16 protein-coding genes are annotated in these 14,585 nt (G+C 67.0%); 13 read left to right on the forward strand and 3 right to left on the reverse strand.

The genetic code is table 11. From position 1 onward, the window contains the following. Positions 1 to 76 precede the first annotated feature (76 nt). The 4 genes from ACRCUN_RS13085 to ACRCUN_RS13100 are packed head-to-tail and all read left to right on the forward strand — an operon-like array spanning position 77 to position 3,511. On the forward strand, positions 77 to 1,309 hold the full coding sequence (locus tag ACRCUN_RS13085) for an aromatic ring-hydroxylating dioxygenase subunit alpha (protein ID WP_462142076.1): 1,233 nt from the start codon (positions 77 to 79) through the stop codon (positions 1,307 to 1,309). Then, entirely contained in the window at positions 1,306 to 1,815 is a 510-nt protein-coding gene (locus ACRCUN_RS13090; protein ID WP_462142077.1) for a 3-methyl-2-oxobutanoate hydroxymethyltransferase, read from the forward strand. The genes ACRCUN_RS13085 and ACRCUN_RS13090 overlap by 4 nt, the downstream gene beginning before the upstream one ends. Further along, positions 1,812 to 2,654 carry a 3-methyl-2-oxobutanoate hydroxymethyltransferase gene (locus ACRCUN_RS13095; RefSeq protein WP_462142078.1) on the forward strand — a complete coding sequence of 281 codons (843 nt, stop codon included), beginning with the start codon at positions 1,812 to 1,814 and terminating at the stop codon, positions 2,652 to 2,654. Before ACRCUN_RS13090 ends, ACRCUN_RS13095 begins: the two co-directional genes overlap by 4 nt. Next, positions 2,651 to 3,511 (forward strand): alpha/beta fold hydrolase, encoded by an 861-nt coding sequence (locus ACRCUN_RS13100; protein WP_462142079.1) that lies wholly within the window; start codon positions 2,651 to 2,653, stop codon positions 3,509 to 3,511. Before ACRCUN_RS13095 ends, ACRCUN_RS13100 begins: the two co-directional genes overlap by 4 nt. Here ACRCUN_RS13100 and ACRCUN_RS13105 read toward each other — a convergent pair. Then, positions 3,497 to 4,243, reverse strand: coding sequence for a FadR/GntR family transcriptional regulator (locus tag ACRCUN_RS13105; protein WP_462142080.1), 747 nt, complete (start codon positions 4,241 to 4,243; stop codon positions 3,497 to 3,499). The genes ACRCUN_RS13100 and ACRCUN_RS13105 overlap by 15 nt on opposite strands. Positions 4,244 to 4,398: 155 nt before the next feature. Here ACRCUN_RS13105 and ACRCUN_RS13110 point away from each other — a divergent pair, with 155 nt between their 5' ends. From ACRCUN_RS13110 to ACRCUN_RS13130, 5 genes are read left to right on the forward strand one after another with little or no spacing between them, the layout of a single operon-like run. Next, the gene (locus ACRCUN_RS13110) at positions 4,399 to 4,722 is read left to right on the forward strand and encodes an ArsR/SmtB family transcription factor (protein WP_462142081.1); all 324 of its coding nucleotides are present in this window, start codon (positions 4,399 to 4,401) and stop codon (positions 4,720 to 4,722) included. A 58-nt stretch (positions 4,723 to 4,780) separates the two neighbouring features. Continuing rightward, complete coding sequence (locus ACRCUN_RS13115) at positions 4,781 to 5,482, forward strand: energy-coupling factor ABC transporter permease (RefSeq protein ID WP_462142082.1); 702 nt, start codon at positions 4,781 to 4,783, stop codon at positions 5,480 to 5,482. Continuing rightward, a complete protein-coding gene (locus ACRCUN_RS13120) occupies positions 5,479 to 5,838 on the forward strand; it encodes a PDGLE domain-containing protein (protein WP_462142083.1) in 360 nt (119 codons plus the stop codon). Before ACRCUN_RS13115 ends, ACRCUN_RS13120 begins: the two co-directional genes overlap by 4 nt. Positions 5,839 to 5,841: 3 nt before the next feature. Then, complete coding sequence (gene cbiQ, locus ACRCUN_RS13125) at positions 5,842 to 6,621, forward strand: cobalt ECF transporter T component CbiQ (protein WP_462142084.1); 780 nt, start codon at positions 5,842 to 5,844, stop codon at positions 6,619 to 6,621. Further along, a complete protein-coding gene (locus tag ACRCUN_RS13130) occupies positions 6,618 to 7,373 on the forward strand; it encodes an energy-coupling factor ABC transporter ATP-binding protein (RefSeq protein WP_462142085.1) in 756 nt (251 codons plus the stop codon). Before cbiQ ends, ACRCUN_RS13130 begins: the two co-directional genes overlap by 4 nt. Here the strand turns inward: ACRCUN_RS13130 and mtr are convergent. Together mtr and ACRCUN_RS13140 are read right to left on the reverse strand one after the other, a co-directional pair. Continuing rightward, positions 7,370 to 8,755, reverse strand: coding sequence for a mycothione reductase (mtr, locus tag ACRCUN_RS13135; protein WP_462142086.1), 1,386 nt, complete (start codon positions 8,753 to 8,755; stop codon positions 7,370 to 7,372). The genes ACRCUN_RS13130 and mtr overlap by 4 nt on opposite strands. Positions 8,756 to 8,764: 9 nt before the next feature. Beyond that, positions 8,765 to 9,784 (reverse strand): alpha/beta hydrolase, encoded by a 1,020-nt coding sequence (locus tag ACRCUN_RS13140; protein WP_462142087.1) that lies wholly within the window; start codon positions 9,782 to 9,784, stop codon positions 8,765 to 8,767. Positions 9,785 to 10,110: 326 nt separating this feature from the next. Here ACRCUN_RS13140 and mqo point away from each other — a divergent pair, with 326 nt between their 5' ends. The 4 genes from mqo to cobO are packed head-to-tail and all read left to right on the forward strand — an operon-like array spanning position 10,111 to position 14,574. After that, a complete protein-coding gene (gene mqo, locus ACRCUN_RS13145; protein ID WP_462142354.1) occupies positions 10,111 to 11,595 on the forward strand; it encodes a malate dehydrogenase (quinone) in 1,485 nt (494 codons plus the stop codon). Between the two features lie 13 nt (positions 11,596 to 11,608). Beyond that, the gene (locus tag ACRCUN_RS13150) at positions 11,609 to 12,082 is read left to right on the forward strand and encodes a GNAT family N-acetyltransferase (RefSeq protein WP_067852474.1); all 474 of its coding nucleotides are present in this window, start codon (positions 11,609 to 11,611) and stop codon (positions 12,080 to 12,082) included. Positions 12,083 to 12,093: 11 nt separating this feature from the next. Beyond that, positions 12,094 to 13,947 carry a magnesium chelatase subunit D family protein gene (locus tag ACRCUN_RS13155; protein WP_462142355.1) on the forward strand — a complete coding sequence of 618 codons (1,854 nt, stop codon included), beginning with the start codon at positions 12,094 to 12,096 and terminating at the stop codon, positions 13,945 to 13,947. Positions 13,948 to 13,959: 12 nt separating this feature from the next. Then, the gene (gene cobO / locus ACRCUN_RS13160) at positions 13,960 to 14,574 is read left to right on the forward strand and encodes a cob(I)yrinic acid a,c-diamide adenosyltransferase (protein WP_462142088.1); all 615 of its coding nucleotides are present in this window, start codon (positions 13,960 to 13,962) and stop codon (positions 14,572 to 14,574) included. Positions 14,575 to 14,585: the final 11 nt, after the last annotated feature.

Below are 14,585 nucleotides of genomic sequence, written 5' to 3' on the forward strand. Positions count from 1 at the left end.
GGACAGCTGAGAGGGCGGACGGGTGCTACGGGCAGAAATCAATGAGCTTTTGACCAGGACAGGGCCGGGGACGCCGATGGGCGAGTTGTTCCGGCAGTACTGGATGCCTGCGTTGCTGGCCGAGGAGCTCCCGGAGGATGACTGCCCTCCCGTGCGGGTAAAGCTGTTGAGCGAGCGGATGATCGCATTCCGGGACAGCGCGGGCCGGTACGGGCTCATCGACGAGTTCTGTGCTCACCGTGGAGCGTCGTTGTGGTTCGGCCGCAACGAGGAGGGCGGGCTGCGCTGCCCCTATCACGGGTGGAAGTACGACGTGACCGGCCAGGCCGTCGAGATCCCGTCCGAGCCCGAGAACTCGACGTTCTGTGCGCACGTCAAGCTGACGTCCTACCCGCTCGTGAAGATCGGCGATGTGCTGTGGACGTACATGGGCGATCCCGAAAAGCAGCCCCCACTGCCGGAGTTCGAATTCGCGCTCGTGCCGCCCGAACAGACCTACACCTCGAAGCGGTGGCAGGAGTGCAACTGGCTGCAGGCATTCGAGGGCGGAATCGACTCCAGCCACGTGTCGTTCCTGCACTCGGGCGGGCTGAAGTCCGATCCGCTCTTCAAAGGCACCAAGGGCAACGAGTACAACATGGGCGACCTCAAGCCGTTCTTCGAGGTCGCCGACTCCGACGGCGGTCTGTTCGTCGGTGCGCGGCGCAACGCCGAGGACGACACCTACTACTGGCGCATCACGCCATGGGTGATGCCGTGTTTCACGATGGTCCCGCCGCGGGGAGACCACCCGGTGCACGGCCACTTCTGGATTCCGATCGACGACGAGAACTGCTGGGCCTACTCGTTCGACTACCACCCGGTGCGTCCGCTGACCGCGACCGAGGTCCAGGCGATGAAGGACGGACACGGCGTGCACAGCGAGAACATCCCCGGCACGTACCGGCCTGCGGCAAACAAGGACAACGATTACCTGATCGACCGGGACGCGCAGAAGCGCGGAGACACCTACTCGGGCGTCAAGGGAATCGCGATGCAGGACGCGTCGCTGCAGGAGAGCATGGGCCCGATCGTGGACCGCACCAAGGAAATGCTGGTGTCGGCCGACAGCGGCATCATCAAGGCGCGCCAGAAACTGAAGAGGGCTGCCGAGGCGTTGCGGGACAAGGGAACCACACCACCCGGGGTCGACCCGGCACATCACCGCGTGCGGTCCGCGGCCGTCGTACTGCCGCGAGAGGCGTCATTCGTCGAGGCGTGCCGCGAGGACCTGTCGGTACGCGAAGGTGTTCGGCAGTCGTCGGTATGAACAGGCCGATACTCGGAAGCAGTTGCGCACGTGCGGCATCGGCCGCCGAGATGCGCTATCGCATCGACCGCCCGATCCGCGGCCGTAACGGGGCCCGCATCATCGGACTCGATGCCGGAGCCGACCGGATCGTCGAACGGATCGCCCACGAGCCATGGGGTCATGCCCGTTTCCTGTCGCTCGCCGAACGTGTCGGCGATGTGGACGATCGCGGATCGGAATCGGTGTCGCTGCGCGACACCGCGGGTGAGATGTCGAACCTGTTGGCCGAACTCGAGGACGCCGACGTGGTGATCATGGTCGCGACGACCGACGCGGATACCGCAGCGGCGACGATCGTCGGGGCGGCCTGCACGGTTCGCGCGATCATGACGGCAGGGCTGGTCATCGGCGACCGCGCGCGTATCGGGCCCACCGTGGCCGCGCTGCGCCCACACGCGCGGGTACTCATGGTCAGTGGTGACGAACGCGACGTGGTCGATCTGCTCGTGGCATTGCGCGCATGAAGGGAATCGACGTGGAACGCGAAGACCGGGTGAAACTCGGTGATCTGCAGACGATGAAGCGCGAGGGGCGCAAGATCGTCGGCGTCGTGGCGTGGGATTACCAGATGGCGCGCGTGGTCGACCGGGCACGCGTCGATCTGGTGTCGGTGGGCGACACCGTCGGCGTGAACCTGTGGGGCCAACCGAATCCGCTTGAGGTCACGATGGACGAGATGCTCGTCGTGTGCCGGGCGGTGCGCCGCGGCGTCCGGAGAGCTCTGCTGAGTTGTGACTTTCCCTTCGGTCCCGTGCAGGAAGGACCGAAGAGCGCGGTGCGCGCGGCCATCCGGTTCGTCAAGGAGGCCGGAGTGGACATGGTCAAACTCGACGGGGCGGTCGACCATCTCGATGCGGTGGAAGCGGTTACCCGCGCGGGCATTCCGGTGTTCGCTCAGTTCGGGATCACTCCGCAGACGTCGTTGAAATACGGCGTCTCCTACAGTGCTACGCCAGACGCCGGTGACACGGTTCCCGATGAACTCCTCGATGAGATGGTGGGGGAGGCAAAGCGTCTGGAGGACGCGGGTGCGGTCCTGCTGAACTTCACCAACTCGGGGCCGGTCGTCGGCCCCGCGGTCGCGCAGTCGGTGTCGATTCCGGTGATCGGCGGATTCGGCGGCGGCCCATGGCTTGACGGGCGGGTCCGGATGGCCACCGCTGCGATCGGTTACAGTGCCGACAGCCTGGACGACCCGCCCGACACCTATGCCAACGTCGCGCAGGTGGCCCTGGACGCCATCACCGCGTATGCCCATGACGTTCGGTCCGCCCGCCAGATCGCCGGTGGCATCGGTCGATGAACGTGTCCACCACGGTGATCGACGGTCTTCGCACGCGGTTCGAGGTGGCGGGGTCCGGACCACCGCTGCTCATGTTCTCGCCGGGCGGTTTCAGCGCGACCATGGCGAACTGGGAGCGGCATGGGCTGTACCGGCGCACCCGCATGCTCGCGCAACTGCGAGAACGGTTCACCTGCATCACTTTCGACAAACGGGAATCCGGCGGGTCCGGCGGCCGCGTCGAGCGAGTGAGCTGGTCTCACTATGTCCGCCAGGGCGTCGGACTGCTCGACCATCTGGGGATCGAACGCGCGCACGTCATGGGCGCCTGCGTGGGTTGCTCGATCGCAGCGCTCATGGCGACGACACACCCGCGGCGCGTGGCGGCCATGGTGCTGTATTCGCCGGCAGGCGGAGTGATCTACCGACGCAAGCAACATGGGCGGTTTGCGGCCCACCTGGCTTATATCGCCGAGCATGGACTGGACGGCGTCGCGAAGCTCGCGAACACGACCGACGCGGGATTCTCCGACGACGGTCGGGTCGGCCCCTGGGTGTCGGTGTTGCGTTGCGATCCCGAATTCACGGCCCATTACGTCGGTTTGGATCCCGACCGCTATCAGACCGTCGTCTCGGGGATGAGCAGATCACTGTTCGACCGGGACACGGTTCCGGGACCCGAGCCCGAAGACCTCCTCGCGTCGGACATTCCGGCGTTGATCGTCCCGGGCCAGGACAGCTCGCACGCTCCGTCGGCGGCGCGCTATCTGCAGGAGTGCATGCCCGGGAATCAGTATTGGGACGTTCCGGTGGCCGAACAGACCGCCGAGACCGCGCCGGGACGGGTCATCGAATTCCTGGCGTCAGTTGCCCTTTGAGACGTGCCGCGCCGTGCGGCCGATGTGGGTGCGCATCACCGCGGTGGCTTTTTCGACATCGCCCTTCTTGATGGCGGCCACGAACTGGCGGTGCTCGCGATTTCCGCGGATGCCCATCTCCGGATGGCCTTCCTGGATGTGGCGCAGTGACATCAGCGTCGGCCCGTGGAACGACTCGGCGAGCATCGCGATCGCGGCGTTGTGGCTGGCCTTGGCGACACGAGTGTGGAACTCCGCCGACAGTTCCATCGGGTATGAGCCTTCTTCGGCCGCGGCGTCGCCGCGATCGCAGATCTCGAGCAGATCCTTGATGTCCTCTTCGGTGGCCCGCTCACATACCAGCGGAATGATGCCGAGTTCGAAGACCTGCCGCGCTTCGGTGACCTCCTTGTCGGTGAGGCCAGACATAGTGAGCAGGTCCATGATGCCTTCGCCGACGCGGGCGCTCGTGGGCGCGGTGACGAAGGCGCCGCCGCGGGCACCGACTTTGATCGTGACCATGCCGTTTGCTTCGAGGCCGCGCAGCGCCTCGCGCACGGTCACCCGGCTGACCCCGAACTTCTCACCGAGCTCACGCTCGGCCGGTAGCCGGTCGCCCGGCTTCAATTGTCCGTCGCGGATCAACAACCGAACCTGGTCGACGATCATCTCCGAGGCCCGCCCCGGATTGACCCGCGTGAAGATGTCGTCGGACCCGCCGCGCGACGAAGTGATGGAACGGTCAGCCGTCATGGCCCAATGATAAAGCCACCAGACCGTTACCGGGGGCTTTGGGTGTTCCCGGCGCGTGCACACTGCGCCGATTTGCCGTATCGCCACACGGATAAGGCTGCGGCGAAGCCACGAGTGTGCGCCGCATCGATCACCGCTTGGATTACATTCCACATGTGGACGAGTCCGAGAATCAGCTGGAGCAGGCGACAGCGGCGCTCGTCGACGTCGACACCGCCACCTGGGCCCGGCGATTCGACCTGCTATCGGATCCCAACCGCCTGGAGATCCTGCTCGTGTTGCACCGCGCCCCTGGCATCTTCGTCGGCGATCTGGCAGCCGCGTTGGGCCGATCGGAAAATGCTGTGTCGCAAGCTCTTCGCGTGCTACGCCAGCAGGGCTGGGTCACGTCGACCCGCGTCGGTCGCGCGGTGAGCTACCGGCTGGAGGACGAGATCGTGCACGATCTGCTGCACCGGATAGGCGCTCGGCACGGATGAGTCCATCTGTATATCTGTTCATCTAGACAGATGACGGCCGCGGACTTAGGCTATTGGTATGGCCATTGAAAACGTCGCCATGCACATGAGCGACGGCATCGTCAACGCACCGACATCACTGGTGTTCGGCGTCATTGCGGTTGTCGCGCTCGGATACTGCGCGCTACGGGCGCGCGCCGAACTCGACGAGCGAGCGGTGCCGCTGGCCGGGTTGGTGGCCGCGTTCATCTTCGCGGTCCAGATGGTGAACTTCCCGATCCTGCCCGGGGTCAGCGGCCACCTGCTCGGCGGCGCTCTCGCGGCGATCCTGGTCGGCCCGTACACCGGCGCGCTGTGCATCGCGATCGTGCTTGTCGTGCAGTCCCTGCTGTTCGCCGACGGCGGAGTGAGTGCGCTCGGCACCAACATCACGAACATGGCTCTGATCGGGGTCGCCGCCGGATACCTCACCGCGGTACTGCTGTACCGCTTGGCCGGCCGGCGCACACGACAGGTTTCGATACCGGTGCTCGGCACTGTCGCATTCGTGTCGGCGCTTGTCGGTACCGTATGTGCGGCAATGGGTTTCGTTGCCGAATACGCGATAGGCGGCGCAGGTTCGACCGCACTGGGCACGGTGTCGGCATACATGTTCGGCACGCACGTGTTGATCGGGGCCGGCGAAGGGGTGATCACCGCACTCACCGTGACGGCGGTTGCCCGCACCCGGCCCGATCTCGTCTACCTGCTTCGCACCACCAAGACGGAGGTCGCCGTATGACCACGAGCGCACGTCGGCGCCCGGTGTTCTGGATCGTATTCGCCGCAGCCACCCTTCTGATCGCCGGTGTGGTGTCGTACTTCGCAAGCTCCAGTCCGGACGGGCTGGATTCGGCCACCCTCCAGGGCTGCGAGGTCGTGGAGGCCGGCGGCGCCGAAACCCTCAGCGGCGACTGCATCGCACAACACGCCACCGATCACGCGATGGCGGGATCGCCGTTCGCGGACTATTCGATCGGAGGCCGCGACGGCACCGGCGGGTTGGCAGGCATCCTCGGTGTGCTTGTCACGGTTTCGATTGCCGGCGGCGCTTTCTGGCTGATCGCCCGCAGACCCAAGTCGAACGCCGGGCGCTGACGGATGGGCGCCGGCCACACACATCCGCTGTACCGCGACGGCAACTCGGCACTCCATCGCGCGGCGCCCGAGGTGAAGATCGTCTGCCTCGTGGTCTTCGTCGTCGCAGTGGTGGCCACGCCGCGGGAAACGTTCTGGCCGTTCGCCGTCTACGCGGCGATCATCGTCGCGCTGTGGTTGCTCGCACGAATCCCGCCGGGCTGGATCCTGCCGCGCATGCTGATCGAGGCGCCGTTCCTGATACTGGCGGTGCTGCTGCCGTTCTCCGAGGGCGGCGAGCGAGTCGAGATCGCGGGACTGCACCTGTCGGTGGCCGGTCTGTACGCCGCGTGGGGCATCGTGATCAAGGGAACCCTCGGCGTCGCGGCTTCGCTCACGCTCGCCGCCACCACGACGGCCCGCGAACTGCCCCTGGCGTTGAGCCGGCTCGGTGTACCTGGCCTGGTGGTTTCGATGGTGACGCTGATGATCCGCTACATCGACGTACTGGCAGGCGAGGTGAGCCGCATGCGGATGGCCCGGATCTCACGCGGCGATTCGCCGCGCACCCTGCACCAAGCCGGTGCGATCGCGAAAGGCGTTGGCGCGCTGTTCCTGCGCTCATATGAGCGAGGCGAACGAGTCCACCTGGCCATGTTGTCTCGCGGTTACGACGGGCGGGTGCCCGCGCTTGCGATCGGCGCCGGATCATCGGCGGCCGCCGGCGGCAGACAGTGGCTGCTGGCGATGTTGCCTGCCGCCGCCGCAGTTTTGGTGGCCACTGGCGCATGGATGACGAGATGACGCCTCCTGACATCGATATCAAAGGACTGCACCACGCATACCCCGACGGTCACGTGGGGTTGCGCGGTGTCGACCTCACCGTCTCGAGTGGGGAACGCGTCGCGGTGTTGGGCCCCAACGGCGCCGGGAAGACGACGCTCATGCTGCATCTCAACGGCGTTCTACGGGCGACGTCGGGTGCGGTGCGGGTCACCGGGTTGCCCGTCACCCGCGAAAATCTCCGGGAGATCCGGCGCAGGGTCGGGCTGGTGTTCCAGGATCCCGACGATCAGCTCTTCATGCCGACCGTTGCCCAGGACGTCGCGTTCGGGCCTGCCAACTTCGGTCTGGCGGGCGACGAACTGGCGGCCCGGGTTCAGCGGGCGCTCGCCCAGGTGTCGTTGACCGAACAGGCCGACCGGAATCCGGCGCACCTGTCGGGCGGACAGCGCAGGCGTGCGGCGTTGGCCACCGTGCTGGCATGTGATGCCGAGGTTCTCGTCCTGGACGAACCGTCGGCGAACCTCGACCCGGTGGCGCGCCGCGAGTTGGCCGAAACTCTGGCCGCGCTCGACACGACCATGATCATCGTCACCCATGACCTGCCCTACGCCGCGCAACTGTGCAGTCGGGCCGTCATCATGGACGAAGGCCGGATCGTCGCCGATGGCGCGATCGACGCCGTCCTGGCCGACGCCGAGTTGCTTGCCGCGCACCGCCTCGAATTGCCTTGGGGTTTCGAGGTTCCGGTGCGGCAGGCCGTCGATTCCTAGTCCGTCAGCCCCAGCAACGCGTTCTCGATCACCTCGGGCAGGGCCGGGTGAATCCAGTACTGGCCCCTGGCGATCTCCTGGATGGTCTGCCCCAGGCTCATCGCCTGGATCAGGGGCTGGATGATCGACGACGCCTGGTAACCCATGATGTGGGCACCGAGGAGTTTTCCGGTCGCGCGGTCACCGATCAGCTTCGCGAGGCCGGTGGTGTCCTCCATCGCCCAGCCGTAGGCGGTGTCGCCGTAGGCCTGAACCTTCGTCACGATGTCGTAGCCCGCATCGCGGGCCTCGGTCTCGGTCAGGCCGACCATCGCCATCTGGGGATCGGTGAACACCGCCGACGGCACGAACCGGTGGTCGCTGGCGACCAGTGCCGTGGTGTCGTCCCAGTCCCGCAGCAAGTTCTCCTTCACCACCCGGGCCTCGTGGTTGGCGACGTGCTTGAGCTGATAGTCGGAGGACACGTCGCCGAGCGCGAAAATCCCACGGGCCGTGGTGCGTTGATACTCGTCGACGATCACGCGACCGTCCTCGTCGACCTCGACACCTGCCAGTTCGGCGTCCAGCAGATCTCCGTTGGGAACGCGGCCGGTGGCGACCAGCAGCATGTCGGCGGCCAGTGTCTTGCCGTCGTCGAGCTCCAGCACGATGCGGTCGCCCTCCTGATGAGAGCCGATGACGTTCTCGTGGGTGCGCAGATCCCATTTCTCCGCGGCCAGCGCACTGAACTTGTGGCACAGCGTCTCGTCGCAGTGGGTCAGCAGACCGGCTCCCCGCACCACGATCGTGACGTCGACGCCCAGCGCCGAGAACACGTGCGCGAACTCCGCCGCGACAAAGCCGCCGCCGACGATCACGAGGTGCTCGGGCAACTCGGGAATCCGCATGATGTCGTCACTGGTGTAGTACGTGCACCCGCAGTCCACGATGTTGGGCGGGACGAAGGCACGCGAACCCGCGGCAATGACCACCTGATCGCTGGTGAACTCGTCCCCGGCCTCGGTGCGCAGCGTGTAGCGGCAGTCTTCGGTCTTCGGCCCGAACCGCGTGTGGCTGCCGTAGACGGTGATGTTGGAGGCCGAGCGGCGGTAGTCCTCGCCGCCTGCCGCGATCGGGTCGATGCGGCCGAACACCCGCGACACGATGTCGGGCCAGCGCACCTTGTCGATGTGGGAATCGATTCCGAACCTCGAACTGTCGCGGATCGCGTGGGCAACCTCGGCGGCATACACGAACATCTTGGTGGGAATGCAGCCGACGTTCAGGCATGTGCCGCCGAATACGCCCTGCTCACAGATCGCCACCTTCTTGTCGGCGTAGCGGTCGTCGATGATGCTGTTGCCCGAGCCGGTGCCGATGATCGTCAGATCGTAATGCTCCACGCGATGTCCTTATCCGGAATGTGTTGTGCTCGAAGAAGTCTGCGAACTCTCATAGTGGGCGAGCCACCGGTCTAGTTCGCGGTAGGCGGCGGCCCGCGGCTCGGCCAGCGACAGGAACACATCGTGCTTGGCGTCGACGATCGGGGTGATGGTGCTGTGGTCGCCGACGCAGCCCGCCCATCGGGCGATCTGCTTGACGTCGAGCACGGCGTCCCCGCGCTGCATCGCTGCCGGATCGGAAGTCTCGGTGACGCTGTGGTCGGAGCGCAGGATCAGGTTCGGGACCCCCACGTCCAGGCCGCGGTGCAGTCTGGCCTGTCCACGGCGGATGGCGTTGATCCAGCCGAATGTGACGGGAAACCCGCCAAGGGGCTTCCAGTCGAGGTTGTACTCGAACTCGCCGCCGTAGTCGCGGTGCAGGCTCGTGCCGTAGCCGCCCTCGGTGGGTTTGCGGATCACATAGAGCTTGCGCAGCCGCGCGAGTGCGATCAGTGCGGCCGAAGTCGGCGCGGTGCGCAGGATCGCCGGACCGTGCAGGTCGAAGAACGGGCTGTTGAGCACCAGCCCGCCGATGTTGTGGGTCGCCAGTCGGCCGCGCTGCCGCAACCGGTCGGCGAACAGCGTGATGATCAGTCCGCCCGCCGAGTGCCCGTACAGGCAGACGCGGGCGCCGCCCGTGTCCGCGGCGATGATGCCCAGCGCCTGTTCCAGTTCGTTGTCGTAGCGGGCCAGGTCGGTGGTGAAATGCGGCGTCTGGCCCTCACGGCGTGATCGCCCGCATTTGTGCAGGTCCAGTGCGTAGAACGCGAACCCACGTTCGGCGAACCGGTCGGCGAGCTCGGCATGGAAGAAGTAGTCGGTGTAACCGTGCAGGGCGAGGACCGCGTGGTCGGTCGGGCCCGGCTCGCCGCGGCGCACCACCGTGGCGACCAGCTCACCTTCGCCGTCGGGATCTGGTCCGACGGCGAAGGTCCGCTGCCAGAAGCCTGGCAGTACATCCGGCTCCCATGCGGGCTCCCGTGACGTCACGATCCCACCCTAACGGCGCGGCGGTTGTCGGAGTCGCAGGGCGGACAGGAAGCCGATCGTGCGTCGATCGCGTGGATGAGCAGGCAAGGGCATCAGGACGAGGGCGGGCGCGGCCGCCTGCCGGCGTTGCTCTTCGACGGGCTGCGGGTGACAGACAGCACTGGTATGCCCGGCCAACCGGGAACCGGCGCGCGATAACCTGAGCATAAGTACCAGCCGTCAACGGGGACGGGCCGCGCGATTACGAAGGACTAGCGATCAGGGTGTCTGAGGCAAACGTAGGTACGACCGCGAAAACAGACGTCGTGCTGGTTGGCGCCGGCATCATGAGCGCGACGCTGGGCACCTTCATCCGGCTGCTCGAGCCGAACTGGTCGATCACACTCGTCGAACGGCTCGACGGTGCGGCAGCCGAGAGCAGCGATCCGTGGAACAACGCCGGCACCGGTCACTCGGCGCTGTGCGAACTCAACTACACGCCCGAGCGCACCGACGGCACGATCGACATCAGCAAAGCCGTCAACGTCAACGAGCAGTTCCAGGTATCGCGGCAGTTCTGGGCGTACGCCGTGGAGAACGGTGTCCTGCCCGACGTGCGTAGCTTCCTCAACCCCGTACCGCACGTGAGCTTCGTGCACGGCGCCGCGAACGTCGACTATCTCCGCCGTCGGTACGAGGCGCTGGTCGGCAACCCCTTGTTCGCCTCGATGGAGTTCATCGACGACAAGGACGAGTTCACCCGCAGGCTGCCGTTCATGGCCGCCAAGCGTGACTTCTCCGACCCCGTCGCGCTGAACTGGGCCGAGGACGGCACCGACGTCGACTTCGGTTCGTTGTCGCGGCAGCTGATCGGCTACACCGCGCAGCGCGGCATGACCACATTGTTCGGCCACGACGTCCGCGATCTGAGCAAGAACTCCGACGGCACCTGGACGCTCAAGGTGCTCAACCGCCGCACCGGTGCCAAGCGCAAGATCAACGCGAAGTTCGTCTTCGTCGGTGCCGGCGGCGGGGCCCTGCCGCTGTTGCAGAAGGCCGGCATCGCCGAGGCCAAGGGATTCGGCGGCTTCCCGGTCGGCGGCCAGTTCCTGCGCACCGGCAATCCGGAACTGACCGCCCGGCACCGCGCCAAGGTGTACGGCCTGCCGCCGCTGGGCGCACCGCCGATGTCGGTGCCCCACCTCGACACCCGGGTGATCAACGGCAAGTCCTACCTGTTGTTCGGGCCGTTCGCCGGCTGGACACCCAAGTTCCTCAAGCAAGGCAAGCTCACCGATCTGCCGCTGTCGGTCAAACCGAACAACCTCGCGTCCATGCTCGGTGTCGGCCTGACCGAAATGGGTCTGGTCAAGTACCTGGTCGGCCAGCTGCTGCTCAGTGAGCCGGCCCGCGTCGATACGTTGCGCGAATTCGCGCCGAGCGCAGTCGATTCCGATTGGGAATTGGTCATCGCCGGGCAGCGCGTTCAGGTCATCCGGCGCAAGGGCGCCGGAGGCGTGCTCGAGTTCGGCACCACGGTGCTCACGGCCGCCGACGGCAGCATCGCCGGCTTGCTCGGTGCCTCGCCGGGTGCCTCGACGGCCGTGCCCGCCATGCTCGATGTGCTCGAGCGGTGCTTCGGTGACCGCTACCAGGGCTGGGCACCCAGACTCAAAGAGATGATCCCGTCGCTCGGCACCAAGCTGTCCGACGAACCCGGTCTGTTCGCGGAGGTGTGGGATTGGGGTACCAAGGTGCTCAAGCTGGATCCCACGGCGGACGTCGGGTCGGGCACTGAGTCGGGCACTGCCGGCGCACCCGTGACGGTGTGACGGCGGCAGGCAGATGACGGTCGCATTGCGCCGCAGCTGGGCCAAAGATCTCGACGTCCCAACGCTCTACGAGTTGCTCAAACTCCGCATCGAGGTCTTCGTCGTCGAGCAGGCCACGCCCTACCCGGAGCTGGACGGCCGGGATCTGCTCGCCGAGACCCGCCATTTCTGGCTGGAAGGGCCCGACGGCGAGGTGATCTCGACGCTTCGGCTCATGGAGGAGCATCCCGGCGGCGAAAAGGCATTCCGCATCGGGCGGGTGTGTACGAAGCGCAGCGCCCGTGGCCACGGACACACCACTCGGCTGATGCAGGCCGCGCTGGCCGAGGTCGGTGACTATCCGTGCCACATCAACGCACAGACATATCTGGAGGACATGTACGCCCAGCACGGTTTCGTGCGCGACGGTGACGAGTTCCTCGACGACGGCATACCGCACGTGCCCATGGTGCGTGCCGGATCGCGTGTGGATACCGAGCAATCGTGACATCGGCTGGTTTGCATACGTATCCGTTCAGCGCGCTCGTCGGCCAGGACCGCCTCAAGCTGGCGCTGGTGCTGTGCGCGGTGCGGCCCGAGATCGGCGGCGTGCTGATCCGCGGCGAGAAGGGCACCGCGAAGTCGACGGCCGTGCGTGGCCTGGCGGCGATACTCGCCGCGGTCGATCACGATGCCAGGCTCGTGGAGTTGCCCATCGGGGCGACCGAGGACCGCGTGGTCGGCTCACTGGACCTGCAGAAAGTCCTGCGCGACGGCGAACATGCCTTCTCGCCAGGGCTTCTGGCTCGCGCGCACGGCGGCGTGCTCTACGTCGACGAGGTCAATCTGCTGCACGACCACCTCGTCGACGTGCTGCTCGACGCGGCCGCGATGGGCCGCGTCCACGTCGAGCGGGACGGCATATCCCATTCACACGACGCGCGATTCGTGTTGATCGGCACCATGAATCCCGAAGAGGGCGAGCTGCGCCCCCAGCTGCTCGACCGGTTCGGCCTGACCGTGGACGTCACGGCGTCGCGCGATGTCGACGTGCGAGTCGACGTCATCCGCGCGCGCATGGATTTCGAAGCCGATCCCGAGGCGTTCGTGCGTCGGTACGCCGACGCCGACGCCGAATTGTCTCGACGCATCGCCGCGGCGCAAGCGGCAGTCGCCTCAGTTGTGTTGCCGGACAGTGAATTACGCCGTATCGCTGCCCTGTGCGCTGCGTTCGACGTCGATGGGATGCGCGCCGATCTCGTCGTGGCGCGCACCGCGGTGGCCCATGCGGCATGGCGCGCGAGCCGCACGGTCGAGGAGGAAGACATCCGGGTGGCCGCCGAGCTGGCGCTGCCGCACCGGCGTCGTCGCGATCCGTTCGACGACCCCGGCCTCGACCCGGACCGCCTCGACGAGGCGTTGCGGCAGGCGGGAGAGTCCGCGTCCGAGTCGTCCGAGCCCGAGCCCGAGCCCGATCCGCCGGGAGGCGGCGCGAACGCCGACGGCCAACCGTCGCACGGTGATTCGTCGGCCCAGTCGCCGGGAAAGTCGTCGGCCACCCGCCAGAGCGGACCGCCGTCGGCGGTGTTCCGGACGAAGGCGCTCGTCGTCCCCGGGGTCGGTGAGGGCGCGCCGGGCAGACGGTCGCGGGCACGCAACCGCACCGGCACGCCCATCGCGGCCACCGCGGAACCCGGCGCCGGCCACGGACTGCACGTGTTCGGCACGCTGCTGGCCACGGCGGGCCGGCAACAGGCCGCGGGACGCCCACAGCCCCGACCCGATGATGTCCGCCGCGCCATTCGCGAAGGGCGAGAAGGCAATCTGGTCATCTTCGTCGTCGATGCCTCGGGCTCGATGGCGGCCCGGGACCGGATGTCGGCCGTCACCGGCGCGACATTGTCACTGCTGCGCGACGCCTACCAACGCCGGGACAAGGTCGCGGTGATCACGTTCCGGCAGCAGGACGCTCAGCTGCTGCTGCCGCCGACGTCGTCGGTGCACATCGCGAGCCGCCGCCTGGCATGCGTCGACACCGGCGGGAAAACCCCGCTCGCGCAAGGGCTGCTGGCCGCACGGGACGTCGTGGTGCGGGAGAAAGCGCGTGACCGGGCCCGGCGCAGCTTGGTCGTCGTGCTCACCGATGGCCGCGCGACCGGCGGAGCCGATCCGCTCGGACGCAGTCGGCAGGCCGCGGCCCGGCTGGTCGCCGAGGGTGCGGCCGCGGTGGTGGTCGACTGCGAGACGTCGTTCGTACGACTGGGTCTGGCGCAGGATCTGGCCCAGCAGCTGGGCGCCCCCGCGGTCCGACTGGAACAGCTGCGGGCCGATGAGCTGACGCGGCTGGTGAAAACTCAGTCGCAGGCCGCGTAGGAAGGACTGTCGATGCCACAGGGGCAGCCGGTTGCCGTACCCGATGACGGCCTGACGACGCGCGCTCGTCGCAATGCGCCGCTGCTGGCCGTGCACACCGGGCCGGGTAAGGGTAAGTCGACTGCCGCGTTCGGTATGGCGCTGCGAGCGTGGAACCAGGGGTTCTCGATCGCGGTGTTCCAGTTCGTGAAGAGTGCCAAGTGGAAAGTGGGCGAGGAGGCGGTGTTCGGCGAGCTCGGCCGCTTGCACGACGAGCACGGGGCCGGCGGTCCGGTGGAGTGGCACAAGATGGGCTCGGGCTGGTCGTGGACGCGCAAACACGGCAGTGAGGACGATCATGCCGCGGCCGCGGCAGACGGCTGGGCCGAGATCCGCCGCAGGCTCGCCGAGGAACGCCACGATTTCTATGTGCTCGACGAGTTCACCTATCCGTTGAAGTGGGGTTGGGTCGACGTCGACGAGGTGGTGGCCACGCTCGCGGAGCGTCCTGGCCGCCAGCACGTCGTGATCACCGGCCGCGACGCGCCGCAGGCTCTGGTCGAAGCCGCCGATCTGGTCACCGAGATGACCAAGATCAAGCACCCGATGGACGCCGGTCGCAAGGGACAGAAGGGCATCGAGTGGTGAGCGTGCGCGAA

The organism is Mycobacterium venezuelense, from assembly GCF_054919535.1.